This is a genomic window from Prochlorococcus marinus str. MIT 9401, from assembly GCF_000760095.1.
Lineage (GTDB): Bacteria > Cyanobacteriota > Cyanobacteriia > PCC-6307 > Cyanobiaceae > Prochlorococcus_A > Prochlorococcus_A marinus_I.
Map to the genome: position 1 here is coordinate 33794 of NZ_JNAR01000013.1, position 17674 is coordinate 51467.

Below are 17674 nucleotides of genomic sequence, written 5' to 3' on the forward strand. Positions count from 1 at the left end.
AGCTAACTAGCTTTTTTATCGTTATTAATCCACTTTCTTAAATTTTTAATATAAGGTAGGGGTAATTTTGGGGTTTCAGTAAATTGATTTATTTTATTAGAATTTTGATTTTTACTAGATATTTCATTGCTGCTAGCAGTTTCTAAGCCATTTGATTCCAATCTTGTTTCTTCAATATTTTTAAAAGTTTTTGATAATTCAAGCTTAATTTGTTCTTGATTTTCTTCATGTACTTCATCAATTAGGGATATATGTTCTTGATTTTCTTCTTCAAGCTGATTTTCTTTTTGTAGTGAACTATGGATTAATAAATCATTTAATGAATCAATCCCAAATCTATGGACCCACTTAAGAACAACATTTTCTTTAAGCAAGAAATTATTTTCTAAAGAGGCTTGTTTAAAAACTTCTATTAAATGATTTTTTAAAAGCATAAAATTTCTAATTTAACTTTCTATTTAACAGAGGCCTTATAATAATCAAGGAAAAAACTGTTAAAGAAAATAAAATTGAGATACAACTCTTACAAGTTAAATCACCATATGGGGCATGTAAAGCCACTAATTCTAAATCCATAGTTTGTGTATAGGCAGTCCTAATAGGTTCAATAGCAAAAGTTAATGGATTTAATGAAGCTAACCATCCCAACCAATTTGGCATAAAAGAGATTGGCGCTAAAGCAGTACTCGCAAATAGAAGAGGTAAATTTATTACGAATATAAGAGCGATTAATTCAATATGTCCCGGCAAAACAAACGCTAAACATAAACTTATTGATGTCACAAAAAGAACTAATAAAATTAGTGTTGTAAATACAATTCCTAAACCATATAAGTTGGGCCATCCATAACCCAAAATGTATGAAACAATCATTATTACAATACTCTGAACAAAGCTCAAGATTGTTATGTAAAAAAAAGAAGATAAAACTATGGATAATCTACTGGTTAAAGGAGCCACAAGTAATCTATTAAGAAATCCAAACTCTCTATCAAACATTAAAGGGAGACCAGAGTTTAAGGCTCCGCTAAAAGCAGTAAAAACAATAAGTCCTGCTCCCAAAAAATTCCCATAAGAATCAACTCCTGGTAAAAAACCTTCAGGAGCTTTGGAGAATAATGCCCCAAATAAAAAAAGCCAAATTATTGGTTGTAGTATTCCTGCTAAAAGAGTTGATGGCCTTCTTTTTAATTGAATAAATAATCTCTTTGTTAAGGCAAATGTTTCTTGATATAAAAAGAGTAAATTATACTGTTGCAGTTCCATAATTAGCAGTAATTAGTATTCATTATAGTTAGTTAACTAAAAGTTTTTTTATCGCATGGATTGCTTTGATTCTTTTTTTAGGTCTCTTTTCCCTGCCATAGAAATTTCAGCATCCAATAATGTTTTTCCAGTTGCCTGAAGATATACATCATCCAAGCTTGGCTGACTTTGGGTAAGAGAAAAAATTTCAAACTTTGAGAAAGCCAATTCCACTTTTAGTTTCGTAAGTAAATCTTTTTGCTTATCTGCTACGAAATTTAACGAGAAACCTTGAGCTTCATTTATGATAATCTGACTAATTCCATCTATTGAAGATAAAATTTTAGATATATTATTTGCTTCTTCCTGATTACTAAATTCTCTTACTTTCAAAGTTACTCTATCCCCTCCTAATTTATTTTTCAGCTCTGAAGGAGTCCCTTTTGCTATAACTCTTCCATCATCAATTATCACTAATCTGTCTGCCAATTTATCTATTTCATCAAGATAGTGACTACTTAAAATAATGGTCATTCCATTATTTCTCAAATCTTTCAAAAGTTGCCATATAATATTTCTACTTTCGATATCTAAACCAACTGTAGGTTCATCCAAAATTAATACTTGGGGCAAATGTAAAAGTCCAGCTGCCAGATCTATTCTTCTTTTCATTCCCCCTGAATAAGTTCCGCACTTACGATCAATCCAATCATTCATTTTTAATTGATCTATTAATTTATTTATCCTTTCAAATTTTTTATTTTTGTTAATGTGATATAAATCTGATTGAAAATCCAAAAGCTCTCGTCCAGTTAATATTTTATCAAGTGCAATATCTTGGGCAACATAACCAATTAATTCTCTAATTTTCCTTGAATTTTTTATCAGATTAATATTATTTATAAAAACTTCTCCACTATCAGGCTCTATTAAAGTAGCAAGGATTTTTATTAGTGTTGATTTGCCAGCACCATTTGGGCCTAGTATTCCGAATAATGTGCCAGCTTCAATTTCTATCGATAAATTTTTTAATGCCTTGATATCTGAATAAGATTTTGAAAGCCCTTTTACTTTTATATAATCCATCAAACTTACAATTTACTTAAAAAACATTTTACATCTAATTTAATTACTAAGCAGGGATAATATAGATAAAAATATTTGCATAGATTGCTGCTCAAATTCTACAGATAGTTGGGTTCTGGAAATTAATAACAAAAGACAAATACCAAACATATAGAGAATAGACCATCTAAAGAGAGACTTTGCTCTTGAAAGATCATCGGGAGATTTCATTAATTCATTTATTAATTGCAAAAGTCTTCCATTAAATGGTAATAACATAATTCCGTATAAGAGCCCCCCTTCAGGTAAGGCAAAAACTCCCATAGTACTCATTAAAATTGTGGCCCATCCATAACGAGAAATCGCTTTAGCAGTAAAAACAGATCCTTTAACAGAAGGGAGCATAGGAATACCAACAGATGCGTAATCATCCTTCAACAAAATTGCAAGTGCCCAGAAATGAGCTGGGGTCCATAACATTACTAAACCAAACAACCACCACCCACTAAGACCTACATGCCCTGTAGCAGCTGAAGCTCCAACTAAAGGTGGGATAGCACCAGCAACTCCTCCGAAGACAATATTTTTTGTTGTGCGAGGTTTCAAAATAACTGTATATAAAATTACGTAGCTAAATAAACCAAGAAGAGTTAATCCCGCAGCCAAATAATTTACACCACTTACTAAAAGCATCGAAGCTGCCAAAGTACATGATACGGCAGCTAAAAATACAGTCTTAGATGACAACTTTCCAGCTGGCAAGGCTCTTTTGCTAGTTCTTGTCATCCTCTTATCTAATTCCATTTCCCACAAACAATTAAGAGCTCCTGCTGCTGCTGCCGCCAAAGCTCCACCTCCTAAAGTACAGATAAGTTTCGGTGACGACAAAGGCCATTCTTCAGTTAAAGCCATTCCTCCCAAAGTTGTTGCCAGTAAAAGTGGGATTAATCTAGGTTTTGCTACTTCAAGCCAAGGCGGCAAAGTTATCTTTTTTCTTGAAGGTACAACTTCATCTCTAATTGAAGACTTATAGTTCAAGTTTTCTAAGTTACTACTGTTCATGAATTGATACCAACCATTTGAGAATTTAGGGAGTGGTTTAGACCTTTTTTGGTAAAAGGATTTCTAAAAATTAATGTTGTTAATATCGCAATAAATAAAGAGGCGTTAAGTTGATGACCGATAATAAAAATAGGTTCATTCAAATTTGTTTTAAGACTTAAAACACCCAAAGCAATTTGGGAAAACAATAGAAAAATAAGTGCTGAGAGATATTTCCAATTTTCATTTAGCAAACTTCTCTTATAAATTGCAGTAGCAATAATCAATAGAATTGAAAAAGCAATTGGAAAAGCAAATAATTTATGAGTATTTAGAATTAGACATTGTTTATTAAAAGATAAACAAATATGTGCTGACCAGGTTGATGAAAGCCTTACTCCAATAAAAGATTGAATAAGAGTAAGTAAAAGAGGAAAAAACAATAAAAATCTCCACCAAATTAATGGCTCTTCTATATCGTCATTTTCTAAATTTTGATTTATTGAAATTGTTGTGATGAGAAGTAGAAAAGCTATTAAAAGATGGCCAGTAACAGTATATGAATCAAGCAAGTTTATTACTGTTAAAGCTCCAAAAGATCCTTGGACAATAACTAGAAAAAGTAATAGTGAATAAGTTTTAGGTAACCAATTTGGAATTTCATTTTTCCAAATAATTGAAAGGGCAAATTTAAAAAGAATTAATATTCCTACCAGAAAAGCATCCAGACGATGAAACCACTCTAGAAATACTCTTAGGTTCATATGATTAAAAGGCAAAAAAGATCCATAACATAATGGCCAATCTGGACAGGCAAGTCCAGCCTCCATGACTCTAGTAGCGCCTCCAATCACGATTAGTGTAATAAGTGCGAGTACACTGTGACTTCCCAACCTCTTAAAAATTGTCAGATATTTTGATTTATATAATTGGTTATTAATCAAATGGATAAAACCTATTATTTTGCATAATAAATTAGATTTAAAAACCAAACATTAATTAAAAATTAATATGTTTAATTTAAAAAATAATTTACTAATTTAATCTTTTTTCCCTGACAATTAACTCTAAAAAGTTATTAATAATACGGCTTTTATTTCATAAATCTTAAGAAGTTGTGAATTTAAATGTTTTTCTTTTAATAAAGGATGCAGGATTAAAAAAATTGAATATCTTGAGGATATAAATACAAATTTTTTTAGAGATCAATTGTTAAATAAAAACTTTTATTTAATACTAATTATTTCCCTAGTTTTTGCTATATCTTTTTGGATTGGTTTTAATGTAAATTTGCTCCCAGCTGAAGCAAGTATTAATGCACCAATTTACGATGAACTCTTTAAAATTCTTTTCATCATTGGATTAATCATTTTTATAGGAATGACAATAGCTGTTATATATAGCTTATTTAAGTTTAGAAAAAGAAATGATCAGATAGGCGATGGCATAGCTTTAGAGGGAAATTTAAGCTTAGAAATTGTATGGACAATTATCCCTTCAATAATTGTTTTATTAATAGGTTTATACAGCTACAACATCTACGATCGAATGGGAGGGATGAAAGAACTAAATCATAACCACGAAATGATGAGTTCTAATACTGAAAAAATTTGGGCTGGGATAAGTCAAACCTCTGATAATGAAATATCAATAAATAATTTATCAATTGAAGTTTCAGCTATGCAATTTGCATTTCTATTCAATTATCCCAAGGGCAATTTCATATCAGGAGAACTACACGTTCCTGTTGATCAAAAAGTATCAATGAAAATGGAATCCAAAGATGTGATTCATGCTTTTTGGGTACCAGAATTCAGAATTAAACAGGATATTATTCCTGGACAGCCGACTATTCTAAATTTCACTCCAACAAAAGTAGGAAAATATCCGATAATTTGCGCAGAATTATGTGGTCCATATCATGGAGGAATGAGAGCCTCCATAATTGTTGAAGAAGAATCTGATTACAACGAATGGTTTAACAAAAATAAAAAACAAGAGGTAAATTTATGACAATATCAATTGATCCACAAAAAACTAATAATGAAAGTCTTCAACCTAAAGGCTGGCTTAGATACTTTAGTTTTAGCCTTGATCATAAAGTTATTGGGATTCAATACTTAGTCTGCGGTTTTCTTTTCTATTTAATTGGAGGAACCTTAGCTAGCGCTATAAGAATTGAACTAGCTAGTCCGATGTCTGACTTTATGCCGAGAGATGTATATAACCAAGTTTTAACCCTACATGGAACAATAATGATTTTCCTATGGATAGTGCCTGTAGTTAATGGTGCTTTTGGAAATTATTTAATTCCATTTTATGTAGGTGCTAGAGATATGGCATTCCCAAGATTGAATGCTGTAGCTTTTTGGTTAATTCCTCCTTCAGGTTTGATGCTGGTGGCAAGCTATTTTGTTGAGGGTGCTGCTCAGGCTGGATGGACGGCTTATCCTCCTTTGAGCATAACGACTCCTCAATCAGGACAAATTATTTGGATTCTGAGCGTTCTATTACTTGGAGGCAGTTCTATATTTGGTGGAATAAACTTTATCGCGACCATTATCAAATTAAGAAGGCCAGGATTAAAACTTATGCAATTGCCAATGTATTGTTGGGCAATGCTAGGGACAAGTCTATTAGTTGTTTTGTCAACTCCTGTTTTAGCAGGCACTTTAATTCTACTTAGCTTCGATATCATCGCTAATACAGGTTTTTTTAATCCTGTTTTAGGTGGCAATGTAGTAGTTTATCAGCATTTATTTTGGTTTTATTCTCATCCAGCTGTATACATTATGGTCCTTCCTGCCTTTGGTTTAGTTAGTGAAATACTTCCCGTACATGCTAGAAAACCACTTTTTGGATATACAACAATGGTTTTTTCAATAATGGGGATAGTAGTTTTAGGTTTAGTTGTTTGGGCGCATCACATGTTTACGAGTGGAACACCTCCTTGGATGAGATTATTTTTTACTATCGCCACAGCATTTATTGCTGTTCCGACGGGTATAAAATTTTTCAATTGGGTTGCAACATTATGGGGAGGTAAAATTTCCATCAATAGTGCAATGTTATTCTCTTGCGGATTTATTATAAATTTTGTTTTTGGAGGTATTACAGGAGTTGCTTTGGCACAGGTACCTTTCGATATTCACGTGCATGATACCTATTTCGTTGTAGCCCATTTTCATTACATAGTTTATGGTGGAACTGTTTTTATTATTTTCTCTTCAATTTATCATTGGTTCCCCAAAGTAACTGGGAAAATGCTCAATGAAAAATTAGGAATTTTTCACTTTATTATTACTTTTATTGGATTTAACTTGTGCTTTGCTCCTCAACATTGGCTTGGTTTAAATGGAATGCCCAGAAGAGTTGCAGAATATGATCCTCAATTCCAGTTCGTTAATCAAATTAGTAGCCTTGGAGCTCTTTTGATGGCTATAAGTACAATTCCTTTCTTAATTAACGTATTCCTAAGTGTGAGAAATGGTAAAAAGGCTGGAGATAATCCTTGGAATGCTCTTACACCTGAATGGTTAACATCTTCTCCACCTCCAGTTGAAAATTGGGAAGGAGAAGCTCCACTAGTTGAAGAACCTTATGGATATGGTAAAAAACTTTCTGAACAAAAATAAAAACATATGACAACACTAGATAGCTCAAAAGAAATTCAAAAAAATAATTCTGAAGTTAATGAAACACATGAAGACTTCAGAATGTTTGGTCTTATAACCTTCCTAATTGCGGACGGAATGACTTTTGCTGGATTCTTTGCTGCTTATTTAACTTATAAAGCAGTAAATCCATTACCGGATGGTGCTATTTATGAATTAGAACTACCAATACCTACACTCAATACAATTTTGTTACTAGTTAGTAGTGCGACTTTCCATAAAGCAGGCAAAGCACTTTTAAAAGATAAAAACTCTGATTCCCAAAAATGGTTATTTTTTACTGCTTTTCTCGGAATTATATTTTTAACATGTCAATTATTTGAATATTTTCATTTGCCTTTTGGATTAACCGATAATTTATTTGCAAGTACTTTTTATGCTCTTACTGGTTTTCATGGATTACATGTCACTTTAGGCACTTTGATGATCTTAATTATTGCTTGGCAATCGAGAATCAATGGAGGAAGATTAAATAGTCAAAATATGTTCCCATTGGAAGCTGTTGAATTGTACTGGCATTTTGTAGATGGAATTTGGGTTATTTTATTTATTATTTTATATCTTTTATAAAAACTAAATTTAAAAATATTAAATATATTTTTTATTAATTTATATTGCCACAGTTCTCCTTTTTAGTAAGAATATATAATTAGAAATTTGTCAGATAATGCTAGAAGGAAAAGAACTTCTTGAAAAAGCAAAATTATTAAGTAAAAAATCTGAAGATGAGATAGCAAAAGGTTGTGGTTATGTAGGTCCTGGAGGCAGAATCTTGAGAAAAAGTTTTTATAGGGCGCTTATCGAAGCTAAGGGTTACAAAATAGGAAAGGGTCGTTTGGGGAAAAATGGTAATAGAACTTCAAGAGGCAGACAGACAGAATTCAAGACTAAAGTTCATGGGAATGGGAACCTATTAATTGGTCATGCCTACACAAAAAAATTAGGTCTAGAGCCTGGTCAGGAATTTAAAATCGATCTTAAAAAAGAGTCAAAAACAATTTGTCTGATTCCATTAAATTAAAAAATAAATTTTACCAACCGTTTTCTTTAAGCCACTCGGAAGAAATATTATTTGAAGATAAATCTTGATTACTATTTTTATTAAATAAAAGTAATTTCTCTACATATTTAATTAGTGCATCTGCCTCCAGGTTTACGCTGTCACCGATATTTAATTTATTCAGATTTGTGTTATGCCAAGTATGAGGAATTATCGCAATAGTAAATATTTCTCCTTCCTGCTTATATTTTGCAATTGTAAGACTTATACCATTTACACAAATACTACCTTTATTAACTACATATTTCGAAAAATTATTATTTTTCCACTTTATAGATAAAAGCCAGGATTTATCTAATTTTTCTATACTCTCAACAATTCCAAGGCCATCAACATGTCCACTGACAATATGTCCTCCTAGACGGTCAGACACCCTAAGAGCGGGCTCCAAATTAACAATCTGATTCAGGTTTGACTTTACTCCCAAAGTTGTTTTGTTTAATGTTTCCTCACTAACATCAACAGTAAATTTATTTTGAAAAATCTCTTTAACTGTCAAACAAATTCCATCTACAGCAATACTGTCACCGATTGTCATATCAAATAAGTTATCTAGAATTTCAATTTCTAAAATATTTTTTCCTTTTTTTAATTTTCCAATTGATTGAATTATTCCTGTGAACATAGATTTAAGAAAAATATTTTTGCAAAATTTTATATTTACTTTAAACCATTTTCAACTATAAATAAATTAAAGAGTAAATAAAAAGAAATTGATAATATTTAGATGATTATTAATTCACATAAAAGATCATTTGGTATAGGGGCGAAAGTGAGCTTATTCACTTTAGGGACAATGAGAGCAACTGAAAGTCTCGAAAAAATGTATAGCATAATAAAAAATGCATATTATGTGGGAATTAACCATATAGAAACAGCACCCTCTTATGGTGATGCTGAATCACTTATTGGAAATTCAATAAAAAAATTAGCAATAGAAGAGAATATAAAAGAAAAAAATTGGGTGATTACTTCCAAAGTTTTACCAAAGGGTGATTTTGACTTTTTAAAAAATAATTTTAAAAAGTCTCTTAAAAATTTAAATCGCGAAAAAATTAATAATCTTGCAATTCACGGACTTAACTTAAAACAACATCTAGATTGGGTTCTTGCTGGAGAGGGTAAGAAATTCATATCTTGGATTCTTGAGAAGGAACTAGTTGATCAAGTTGGTTTTAGTTCTCACGGAAGTTATTCCCTAATTAAAGATGCAATTAACTGTGAAGTGTTTACTTTTTGTAGTCTTCATTTACATTATTTAGATCAATCTAAGATTGCTTTAGCAGAGGAAGCTTTAAAAAAAGGTATGGGCGTTTTAGCAATATCACCTGCAGATAAAGGCGGTAGATTGTATTCTCCAAGTGATATTTTGATAGAGTCCTCTAAGCCTTTTCATCCATTAGAATTAGCGTATCGATTTCTGCTGGCAAAAGGGATTACAACTTTATCCTTGGGGGCGACAAGCAAAAAAGATTTTGAATTTGCGCATAAACTTAGAAATTCATTCGAGAAGCTTACAAAACTTGAAAAAAGCGCCCTGAATAAAATTGAGGAAGTTTCAAATGAAAGATTAAACTCAACCAAATGTGAACAATGTAGATCTTGTCTTCCATGTCCAAATGAAGTGCCTATTCCAGAAATACTTCGTTTACGAAATATATCTATTGGTTATGGCCAATTAGAATTTTCAAAAGAAAGATACAATTTAATAGGCAAAGCTGGGCATTGGTGGGAAGAAAAAAATTCCTCATTTTGTCAAGAATGTAATGAATGTGTTCCTAAATGTCCTAGTAAATTAGATATACCAAATTTATTAAAGGAAACTCATAACTTATTAATTGAAAATCCTACAAAAAGATTATGGGGATGAGGACTCATTCCAGATATTTTTAAGATTAATTTTTTGTTCATTTGTTAAGACAGGGAAAGACCAACTATTTTCCCAACATTTCTCAGAAGGTCCTGAGATGGGGAGATTTTCAGATTTATATTTATTTTGCAAATAATCACTATTGAATGGAAGATACCAACCCTGGCTTACTAATTTATCTACTATTGATTTATTTTCTAAAGATTTAATCCATTTAATTAATATTCCAATATTTAGATTTGATCGACTTAGTAGAAAATGCCACATCAAAGGTACTCCTTGACTTGGGAAAACTAAAGAAAGCCTTGGATCTATTTTTAAATATTTTGAACAAAGACTATAAGGAACTATTGCGACAATAGCATCAGAATTAATCAACCAATTGAGCATATTTTTATCATCAAATAACATTGCTTGGCTTTTGATTTTTTTTAAAGAATTAGATGAATTAATTTTTTGAGCAATTGACAATATTATTCTGGGACTTTGTGGAAAAATAATTTTCCCAGTTAATTTTTTAGAAAGAAGAAAATCCCAAGATGTTCTTGCTGAATTTATTAATTCTTTATTATTTTTAATGATAATTGTATAGGGTACTACGCCAATAGGAAATAATTTACTCCTCTGATTTTGATTAAAGCTTCCCAACAAATCTATCGATCTCTTATCCAAATTTTCGAACAATGCATATTGATTTATATTTTCAAATTCTGAAAAATCTATACTAGAAATCCATCCATCATTTATTAAAGTAAAGTCAGAACTGGAAATTGTGTTTCTATTTTTTTGTAGCCGAATATTTTCAAAATTAATTTTTTCCTGCTTCCAATCTTTTGGAATCGTATCTTTAAAAGATTGTGGATAAAAAGAATTTTGCAATGCAATTTTTACTTTATTAGGTAGGTTACTGCAAGAGTTTAAGAAAAATAAAAGCGAAAGCTTACCACAATTTAAAAATTCTCTTCTGGTTGCAAATTTTGAGAACATTCAACAATCCTTATCTAAAGAAATTTGACCTAGGCCCTTCATCATTTCCAGATTTAGTTGACACAATGAAACGATTTCTTCATTTTTAAATCCATCTAAGAAAGCAAGCAATGATATTCCACCAGCACCTACACCTTCTTTTACATGACCTAATTCATAATCCCTCAATTCTTTGTATTTTGAAGATTTGAAATTTAAAGGACTGGCTAAACCTAATAATTTGACATCATATTTTTTATTAATTAGATTTACTAAATTATTTAGAGAATTATCTTTCACAAGCCACCCAGTTGTCGCAATAAAAACATCTTCAATAAATTCATCTTTATTTTTTTCATCTAAAAATTCTAATACAAGCAAAATTACCGCTAACATCTGACTTCCTCCAGACAATATGACAGGTTGTTTTGCTAACCTGGCACCCATTAATAGACCCATTGAAAAAGCTTGGAAAGGATCACCTACCGCCGCGACAACATCAAAAGAGTCAGGATTAGTCTTGAGATTTGCATTGAAAAGTCCTTTTTGAACTACTTTGCCTCTTAGTTCTCTTGGGGCTCTGAATAAACTACTCCCTACCAAATTAGACACCGGCAAACCAAAAGCTTCCATTACTGCCTGAGCAGTTGTGGTACCCCCTGGTACAGATTCAGAAATAAAGATGGGTTGTTTTGAGGATTTTCCTATAGCAAGACCTTTTTCATATAGATTTATTACTCTATCTTTGGACATAGATTTTCCAGTAGTAAGACAATTTGATGGGCCTAAATCTCTATTTTCTACAACCAAATGCTTAAAATAAGGCTTTGATGTGATTCCCAAAGGAACGATAACTGGATAAATATTTATAAGCTTCGAACAAACATGACTTATTAGGGCCGGGGTTACTCCTGCATTCAGTAGTGGCAATTTATATTTATGTTCTTTTGAAGCACCTTTAAGCAAAAATTCAGCATCTGCGAGCGCAGTTACTCGCCTTGATCTTGGATTAATACCTGCTGCGGAAATACCTGGAATCTGAGATGTATTAGTACCTGCAATTATAAGAAATATTTTAAAGTTATTTATATTCTTTCTCAACATTTCTATCTTATTAAATTGTCTTTTTTTATTGGATTCATTACCAAAAAACTTTATCCCTAAATCTGTACTATTCATTCTTATTTTTTTTCAATTATTTAAATCTACCAAGCTATTTAGTAATCTTGGAGGATCTGGGATAGTTAATTTAAATCTTGGAAACAGAGAATATGCAACTACGTGTAGAGTTAAAACATAAACTATTTCTTGAAAAATTATTAATATAACTGCACCTAATTGGATACTAAAAATTGAGGGAGAAAAAGGTAAATTGAATAATCCAATTAACTTTTCTAGTAGGCTATAACTTGCTCTAGTAATTAACACCCAAAGATTATCACCCACCAAGGTAGATAATGCTACTACTCTTAGGAAGAAACCAAGAGTTCCAATAATAACTCCTACAGTTAAACTTATTCTCCAACTTTTTTCTTTAAGCCAAAACCAACCCAGCCAAAAAGCCAGGATCCCATAGGGAAATAAAAATAAAGTTCCTCTAACGGGACCCATAATTATAAATAAAAGTAAAAGTTGTATTATGAGTCCTTCCAATGCAATTTTAGTTCCTCTTCTCAAGTGCAACAGGATCATTGGGAGGGGTAAAATCAACCTTAATAAAGCTCCCCCAATTGGCAAATAATATAATGCAACCCATAATAAAGAAGAAAGAGATGCTAGATATGAGGTCTCTACAATATTTAATGCTTCAGTTTTTGTTTTTATTTTCATTTTTTTTTGAATATTTTTAGTTAATTTTTTTCATACTTTTATTTTTTGAATCTAATATGCGTTCAATCTTTTCTATTTCGAAATTTACCTCAGATTTACTCAATATGGAACTTAACTCTTCCGTAGGATCTTTTGGATCTACATCTTTGAGAATGAAGATTATTTTGTAAGATTGAAGCTCGTTTTTTCTCTTTTTGGAAGAATTCTTGATTTTATTATTTTTTTGTTTTGGGATTTTTTCTAAATTTATATCCTTTTTATTTTCTAAAACATTTTTTGAATTTTCTACTTTTTTAATTTTGTTATTTTTTTTGTAATCAATTTCTTTCTTTTCTATTTTTAAATTTATATCCTTTTTGTTTTTCAAAACATTTTTTGGCTTTTCTAACTTTTTAATTTTGTTATTTTTTTTGTCATCAATTTCTTTGTTTTCCTCTACTAAGATTTTTTTATTTAATAAATTCTTTTGTAAATCTTCCTCTTTACTTTTTTCTAAATCATTAAAACTACTTTCAAGAAAATTTCCAATCCTCCCTCCAGAGCATGATTGCAATAAAATTAAAAAAATTAATAAAAAAAATTCTTTTTTTTTAAAAATCATATTTTTTCTAACTTTTCTTTTTGCTTGAATTTTTTTTATTAATTGTTTTTGTTTTTTTTGAAATAGATCCTTTTTTATCTTTTAGTTTTTCTTCCAAAAGAATTACAGCATCATCAATCGAAAATTTTTCTAAATCAGTATCTTTAGCAATCGAAACATTTGTTTTGCCACATTTTAAATAGACCCCATATCTTCCATTTAATATTTGAATTTTCTCTTTAAATTCTTTTGGTTTTCCAAAGTCTTTCAATACTTCTTGACCACCTCTACCCATTTTTGGCATCGCAAGAATTTCTAATGCCCTTTTAAGATCAACTGTAAAAACATTATCCTCTTTTTTTAGTGATCTATTTTCAGACTCATTTTCATTTTTAATCCATTTAATATAAGGTCCAAATCTACCTCTATCAGCCTCAACAAAACCACCTTGAGGATGAACTCCTAATAATTTTGGCAAGCTTAAAAGTTCTAGCGCCTCATCTAAAGTTAGATCATCAGTTTTCAACTCTTTAGGTAATGAAGCTCTTCTTGGTTTAGCTTTATCCTGATCATTATTCCCAAGTTGGACGTAAGGTCCATAAGGTCCAAATCTCAAAAAAACTTTTTCCCCAGTTTTTGGATCAGTTCCAAGATCTGATGGACCACTTAAAATTTGATCAACTTTCTTTTTGTCTAAATCTCCTGGAGTAATATCCATTGGAAGATTACCTTTTGCCTGAATTTCATTACCGGACTCATCAATTTTTACACCCTCTAGCCAAGGTCCATTAGAGCCTATTCTTACTACACAAGGGAGGTCATCGAAATCAACTTGTCTATAAGCTTTACCATCAATATCACCCTCTGTTTTCTGTACTTTCACCTCTAACCCATTTTTACCTTTATAGAAAGTCTCGAGATATGGTAGCCACTCAAGGTTACCTGAGGATATTTCATCCAACGAAGATTCCATTTTTGCAGTAAAAGTAGTATCAACTAGATCAGGGAAATGTTCTTCTAATAGAGCCGTAACAGCAAAAGCTGTAAAAGTTGGAGCCAAAGTATTTGAAGATATATTCGCATAACCTCTATCTACGATTGTTCCAATAATGCTGGCATAGGTAGAGGGTCTTCCAATCCCCTCTTTTTCAAGGACTTTAACTAGTGCAGCCTCTGTATATCTTGCAGGTGGTTTTGTTTCATGAAAAGTAGGTTCTTTATCAATAACCTTTAAGCATATTCCAGTTGTTAAGTTTGGGAGAATAATTTCTTGTTGTTCAATGGATGAACTTGGGTCATCACTTCCCTCGACATATGCTCTGAAGAATCCTGCGAAATCGATACTTTTTCCGCTCGATTTAAATAATCCATCCCCAACACTAATTTCAGCATTAATCATTGTTAGCCTAGCTTCCGCCATTTGACTAGCTACAGTTCTTTTCCAAATTAAATCGTAAAGAGATAAGTCTCTGCCAATTAGATTAGTTTCCTTTGGTGTTTTAAATACCTCACCTGCAGGCCTAATAGCTTCGTGTGCTTCTTGAGCATTTCTTGCACTAGAAGTAAATTGTCTTGGTGAGTTAGATAAATATTCTTTCCCATACATAGAACTTACACATTCTCTAGCAGCGTTTGTGGCTTGGTCGGACAGATGAACTGAATCAGTCCTCATGTACGTTATGAAGCCTCTCTCATATAGCCCTTGTGCACATCTCATAGTTTCTCTTGCAGACAAACGAAGCTTCCTGTTTGCTTCTTGTTGCAATGTACTAGTTGTAAAAGGAGGAACTGGCTTACGAGTTGATGGTTTTTTTTCGATTTTTGAGACAACCCAATTTTCAGAGGAGAAAGTTTTCAATAATTCCTTTACTTTATCTTCTCCAATTATTAAGGATTTATTTCCTTGTTTTAATTTGCCGGTCTGTTCATCGAAATCGGAACCATTAGAAATTCTTTGACCGTTTAAACTAAATAATTTAGTGTCGAAACTAACATTATCTTTTATCAGGGAAGCTTTAATCCCCCAGTAACTGGCTTTTTTAAAGGATCTTCTTTCTCTCTCTCTTCTAACAAGTAGTCGGACAGAAACTGATTGAACACGACCAGCAGATAATCGGGGGGCTACCTTCTTCCAAAGTAAAGGAGATAATTCATATCCAAAAAGTCTATCCAAGATTCTTCTGGTTTCTTGAGCCTGAACAAGCTCCATATCAATTTCTCTTGTTTGATCTAAAGCTTTATTAATTGCCTTTTTTGTGATTTCATGAAAAACCATTCTCTTAGTTGGAATTTTAGGCTTAAGTATTTGCAAAAGATGCCAGCTAATACTCTCTCCTTCTCTATCTTCATCAGTCGCCAACAATAGTTGAGTAGCACCTTTCAATGCATCTTTAAGCTCTTTAACAACCTTTTTCTTGTCTTTTGGGACTATATATAATGGTTCAAAATCTTCAGTAGTATTAACTCCTATCCTAGACCATTTTTCCTTTTTGACTGCGGCAGGGATTTCAGCCGCCCCTTTTGGAAGATCTCTTACATGTCCCATTGAGGCAAGAACTTCATAATTAGAAGGCAAAAACTTTCTTATAGTTTTTGCTTTGGTGGGACTTTCAACAATAACAAGTGTGTGATCCAAGGTTTATTTCAAAAATTGGTTTTTTTGCTCGGTTAGGGCATATTATGATTATTTGAAACTTTTTCAAGTAATTTCTTCAGAAAATTTCAAAAATCATACCCACAAATTATAATCAAGTTAAGATTAACTCTTTGACCATTACAATCAATCATCTAATTTAATCCTATTTAATAAAGTGCCCAACGAAATCTTTACAATTAATTTAAATGCTCAAGCCATTATTCCAGAGGCTTTTATCTTATTAGGTATTGTTGGGACTCTTCTTGTAGATTTAGCAGGAGAAAAAACTGCTTCAAAGTGGGCACCCATTATTTGCTATTTATCAATTGGCAGCTCTCTTTTGAGTTTAGCCTTGCAATGGACTAATCCTGTAAATAGTGCATTTCTTGGTTCATTTAACTCAGATAATTTGGCAATCGCATTTAGAGCAATAATAGCTTTATCAACTTTAGTTTCTTTACTCATAAGCTGGCGTTATACAGAACAAAGTGGGAGTCCTATTGGGGAGTTCGCAGCGATAGTTCTTTCGGCAACTCTTGGGGCAATGCTTTTGTGTGGATCTACTGACCTTATTAGTGTATTTATATCTCTTGAGACTCTATCGGTAGCAAGCTATCTACTTTCTGGTTATCTCAAGAGAGATCCAAGGAGTTCAGAAGCAGCTTTAAAATACTTACTTGTTGGATCAGCAGCTGCTGCAGTCTATTTGTATGGCTCCTCTTTTCTTTATGGATTAAGTGGTTCAACAAACTTAGCAACAATTGGTTTAGAGATTATAAATAAACCCTCATTCATTACTTCTTTAGCTCTCGTATTTGTCTTATCAACTGTTGCTTTTAAAATCGCTGCAGTTCCATTTCATCAATGGACTCCTGATGTGTATGAAGGATCACCTACACCTGTAGTTGCTTTTTTATCTGTTGGCTCAAAGACAGCAGGTTTTGCATTTGCGATAAGAATATTAAGCACTACTTTCTCTTCGTTCGATGAGGAATGGAAACTTTTATTTACTATTTTGGCCATCTTGAGCATGGCTCTAGGAAATGTTGTAGCTCTAGCTCAAACCTCAATGAAACGGATGCTTGCTTACAGTTCTATTGGACAAGCAGGGTTTGTAATGATTGGAATAGTGTCTGGTACTCAAGATGGTTTATCAGCTGCTGTTTTATATTTGGCTGCATATTTATTTATGAATTTGGGAGCATTCTCATGTGTAATACTTTTCTCACTAAGAACAGGTTCTGACAGAATTCTTGATTACTCAGGACTTTACCAAAAAGATCCCCTTATTACATTAGGATTAAGCCTTTGTCTTCTATCGCTTGGAGGTTTACCTCCAATGTTGGGATTTTTTGGAAAGATCTATTTGTTCTTTGCAGGTTGGGCAAATCATCAATATCTATTAGTAATAGTTGGATTAGTAACTTCAGTTATATCTATTTATTACTACATTTCAGTGATAAAAATGATGGTAGTTAAAGAACCACAAGAGGCTTCAGAAATAGTCAAATCATATCCCGAAATCAATTGGGGAATTGTAGGATTGCCTCCCTTGAGGGTTGCACTATATACTTGCGTGGCGGTAACTGCTCTTGGAGGTATCCTTTCTAATCCTCTTTTTAAATTAGCCAACACAGCAGTTTCAGAAACTCCTTTCTTACAAGATATTATTGCTACAGCAAACAATATTTCCTAGAAGATTTTTTCG

At 32.0% G+C, this 17674-nt stretch carries 17 protein-coding genes; 6 read left to right on the forward strand and 11 right to left on the reverse strand.

Annotated features, from left to right (window positions below; translation table 11 throughout):
* Nucleotides 1-2: 2 nt before the first annotated feature.
* Genes EV01_RS04325 through EV01_RS04305 form a run of 5 tightly spaced genes read right to left on the reverse strand, consistent with a single transcriptional unit; the run spans nucleotide 3 to nucleotide 4295 of the window.
* The gene (locus EV01_RS04325; protein ID WP_032517583.1) at nucleotides 3-434 is read right to left on the reverse strand and encodes a hypothetical protein; all 432 of its coding nucleotides are present in this window, start codon (nucleotides 432-434) and stop codon (nucleotides 3-5) included.
* 7 nt (nucleotides 435-441) lie between these two features.
* The gene (locus tag EV01_RS04320) at nucleotides 442-1266 is read right to left on the reverse strand and encodes an ABC transporter permease (protein WP_032517582.1); all 825 of its coding nucleotides are present in this window, start codon (nucleotides 1264-1266) and stop codon (nucleotides 442-444) included.
* 48 nt (nucleotides 1267-1314) lie between these two features.
* On the reverse strand, nucleotides 1315-2331 hold the full coding sequence (locus tag EV01_RS04315) for an ABC transporter ATP-binding protein (protein WP_032517581.1): 1017 nt from the start codon (nucleotides 2329-2331) through the stop codon (nucleotides 1315-1317).
* Between the two features lie 39 nt (nucleotides 2332-2370).
* On the reverse strand, nucleotides 2371-3372 hold the full coding sequence (locus EV01_RS04310) for a heme o synthase (RefSeq protein WP_032517580.1): 1002 nt from the start codon (nucleotides 3370-3372) through the stop codon (nucleotides 2371-2373).
* Complete coding sequence (locus EV01_RS04305; protein WP_032517622.1) at nucleotides 3369-4295, reverse strand: COX15/CtaA family protein; 927 nt, start codon at nucleotides 4293-4295, stop codon at nucleotides 3369-3371. Before EV01_RS04305 ends, EV01_RS04310 begins: the two co-directional genes overlap by 4 nt.
* A gap of 265 nt (nucleotides 4296-4560) precedes the next feature.
* Between EV01_RS04305 and coxB the strand changes: the two genes are divergently transcribed.
* The 4 genes from coxB to EV01_RS04285 all read left to right on the forward strand — a co-directional run bounded on the left by coxB (nucleotide 4561) and on the right by EV01_RS04285 (nucleotide 8046).
* On the forward strand, nucleotides 4561-5364 hold the full coding sequence (gene coxB / locus EV01_RS04300) for a cytochrome c oxidase subunit II (RefSeq protein WP_032517579.1): 804 nt from the start codon (nucleotides 4561-4563) through the stop codon (nucleotides 5362-5364).
* On the forward strand, nucleotides 5361-6986 hold the full coding sequence (ctaD, locus tag EV01_RS04295) for a cytochrome c oxidase subunit I (protein WP_032517577.1): 1626 nt from the start codon (nucleotides 5361-5363) through the stop codon (nucleotides 6984-6986). The genes coxB and ctaD overlap by 4 nt, the downstream gene beginning before the upstream one ends.
* 6 nt (nucleotides 6987-6992) lie before the next feature.
* On the forward strand, nucleotides 6993-7595 hold the full coding sequence (locus tag EV01_RS04290; protein WP_032517575.1) for a cytochrome c oxidase subunit 3: 603 nt from the start codon (nucleotides 6993-6995) through the stop codon (nucleotides 7593-7595).
* Nucleotides 7596-7692: 97 nt separating this feature from the next.
* Nucleotides 7693-8046 (forward strand): AbrB family transcriptional regulator, encoded by a 354-nt coding sequence (locus EV01_RS04285; RefSeq protein WP_032517573.1) that lies wholly within the window; start codon nucleotides 7693-7695, stop codon nucleotides 8044-8046.
* A gap of 10 nt (nucleotides 8047-8056) precedes the next feature.
* On the opposite strand, the gene EV01_RS04280 is transcribed toward EV01_RS04285, so the two are convergent.
* Nucleotides 8057-8710 (reverse strand): riboflavin synthase, encoded by a 654-nt coding sequence (locus tag EV01_RS04280; protein ID WP_032517570.1) that lies wholly within the window; start codon nucleotides 8708-8710, stop codon nucleotides 8057-8059.
* A 102-nt stretch (nucleotides 8711-8812) separates the two neighbouring features.
* Here EV01_RS04280 and EV01_RS04275 point away from each other — a divergent pair, with 102 nt between their 5' ends.
* Nucleotides 8813-9955: an aldo/keto reductase gene (locus EV01_RS04275; RefSeq protein ID WP_032517568.1), complete on the forward strand. Its 1143-nt coding sequence runs from the start codon at nucleotides 8813-8815 to the stop codon at nucleotides 9953-9955.
* Here EV01_RS04275 and EV01_RS04270 read toward each other — a convergent pair.
* The 5 genes from EV01_RS04270 to topA are packed head-to-tail and all read right to left on the reverse strand — an operon-like array spanning nucleotide 9944 to nucleotide 15966.
* Nucleotides 9944-10942, reverse strand: coding sequence for a hypothetical protein (locus tag EV01_RS04270; protein ID WP_032517566.1), 999 nt, complete (start codon nucleotides 10940-10942; stop codon nucleotides 9944-9946). The two genes, EV01_RS04275 and EV01_RS04270, sit on opposite strands and share 12 nt — an antisense overlap.
* Nucleotides 10943-12100, reverse strand: a complete 1158-nt coding sequence (locus EV01_RS04265) for a nicotinate-nucleotide--dimethylbenzimidazole phosphoribosyltransferase (RefSeq protein WP_032518604.1) — start codon at nucleotides 12098-12100, stop codon at nucleotides 10943-10945.
* 12 nt (nucleotides 12101-12112) lie between these two features.
* Nucleotides 12113-12751: a DUF2232 domain-containing protein gene (locus EV01_RS04260; protein WP_032517563.1), complete on the reverse strand. Its 639-nt coding sequence runs from the start codon at nucleotides 12749-12751 to the stop codon at nucleotides 12113-12115.
* Between the two features lie 16 nt (nucleotides 12752-12767).
* Complete coding sequence (locus tag EV01_RS04255; RefSeq protein ID WP_032517562.1) at nucleotides 12768-13352, reverse strand: hypothetical protein; 585 nt, start codon at nucleotides 13350-13352, stop codon at nucleotides 12768-12770.
* 7 nt (nucleotides 13353-13359) lie between these two features.
* Nucleotides 13360-15966, reverse strand: a complete 2607-nt coding sequence (topA, locus tag EV01_RS04250) for a type I DNA topoisomerase (RefSeq protein WP_032518605.1) — start codon at nucleotides 15964-15966, stop codon at nucleotides 13360-13362.
* A 175-nt stretch (nucleotides 15967-16141) separates the two neighbouring features.
* Here topA and EV01_RS04245 point away from each other — a divergent pair, with 175 nt between their 5' ends.
* Nucleotides 16142-17662, forward strand: coding sequence for an NAD(P)H-quinone oxidoreductase subunit N (locus EV01_RS04245; protein ID WP_032517560.1), 1521 nt, complete (start codon nucleotides 16142-16144; stop codon nucleotides 17660-17662).
* Nucleotides 17663-17674: the final 12 nt, after the last annotated feature.

Bases quoted from the DNA above. Each gene is read 5' to 3' on its own strand.
- EV01_RS04285 (WP_032517573.1), top strand. From the start codon at position 7,693: ATGCTAGAAGGAAAAGAACTTCTTGAAAAAGCAAAATTATTAAGTAAA.
- EV01_RS04290 (WP_032517575.1), top strand. From the start codon at position 6,993: ATGACAACACTAGATAGCTCAAAAGAAATTCAAAAAAATAATTCTGAA.
- EV01_RS04280 (WP_032517570.1), bottom strand. From the start codon at position 8,710: ATGTTCACAGGAATAATTCAATCAATTGGAAAATTAAAAAAAGGAAAA.
- EV01_RS04315 (WP_032517581.1), bottom strand. From the start codon at position 2,331: ATGGATTATATAAAAGTAAAAGGGCTTTCAAAATCTTATTCAGATATC.
- EV01_RS04265 (WP_032518604.1), bottom strand. From the start codon at position 12,100: ATGAATAGTACAGATTTAGGGATAAAGTTTTTTGGTAATGAATCCAAT.
- EV01_RS04260 (WP_032517563.1), bottom strand. From the start codon at position 12,751: ATGAAAATAAAAACAAAAACTGAAGCATTAAATATTGTAGAGACCTCA.
- EV01_RS04320 (WP_032517582.1), bottom strand. From the start codon at position 1,266: ATGGAACTGCAACAGTATAATTTACTCTTTTTATATCAAGAAACATTT.
- EV01_RS04255 (WP_032517562.1), bottom strand. From the start codon at position 13,352: ATGATTTTTAAAAAAAAAGAATTTTTTTTATTAATTTTTTTAATTTTA.
- EV01_RS04270 (WP_032517566.1), bottom strand. From the start codon at position 10,942: ATGTTCTCAAAATTTGCAACCAGAAGAGAATTTTTAAATTGTGGTAAG.
- EV01_RS04275 (WP_032517568.1), top strand. From the start codon at position 8,813: ATGATTATTAATTCACATAAAAGATCATTTGGTATAGGGGCGAAAGTG.
- EV01_RS04325 (WP_032517583.1), bottom strand. From the start codon at position 434: ATGCTTTTAAAAAATCATTTAATAGAAGTTTTTAAACAAGCCTCTTTA.
- ctaD (WP_032517577.1), top strand. From the start codon at position 5,361: ATGACAATATCAATTGATCCACAAAAAACTAATAATGAAAGTCTTCAA.
- EV01_RS04310 (WP_032517580.1), bottom strand. From the start codon at position 3,372: ATGAACAGTAGTAACTTAGAAAACTTGAACTATAAGTCTTCAATTAGA.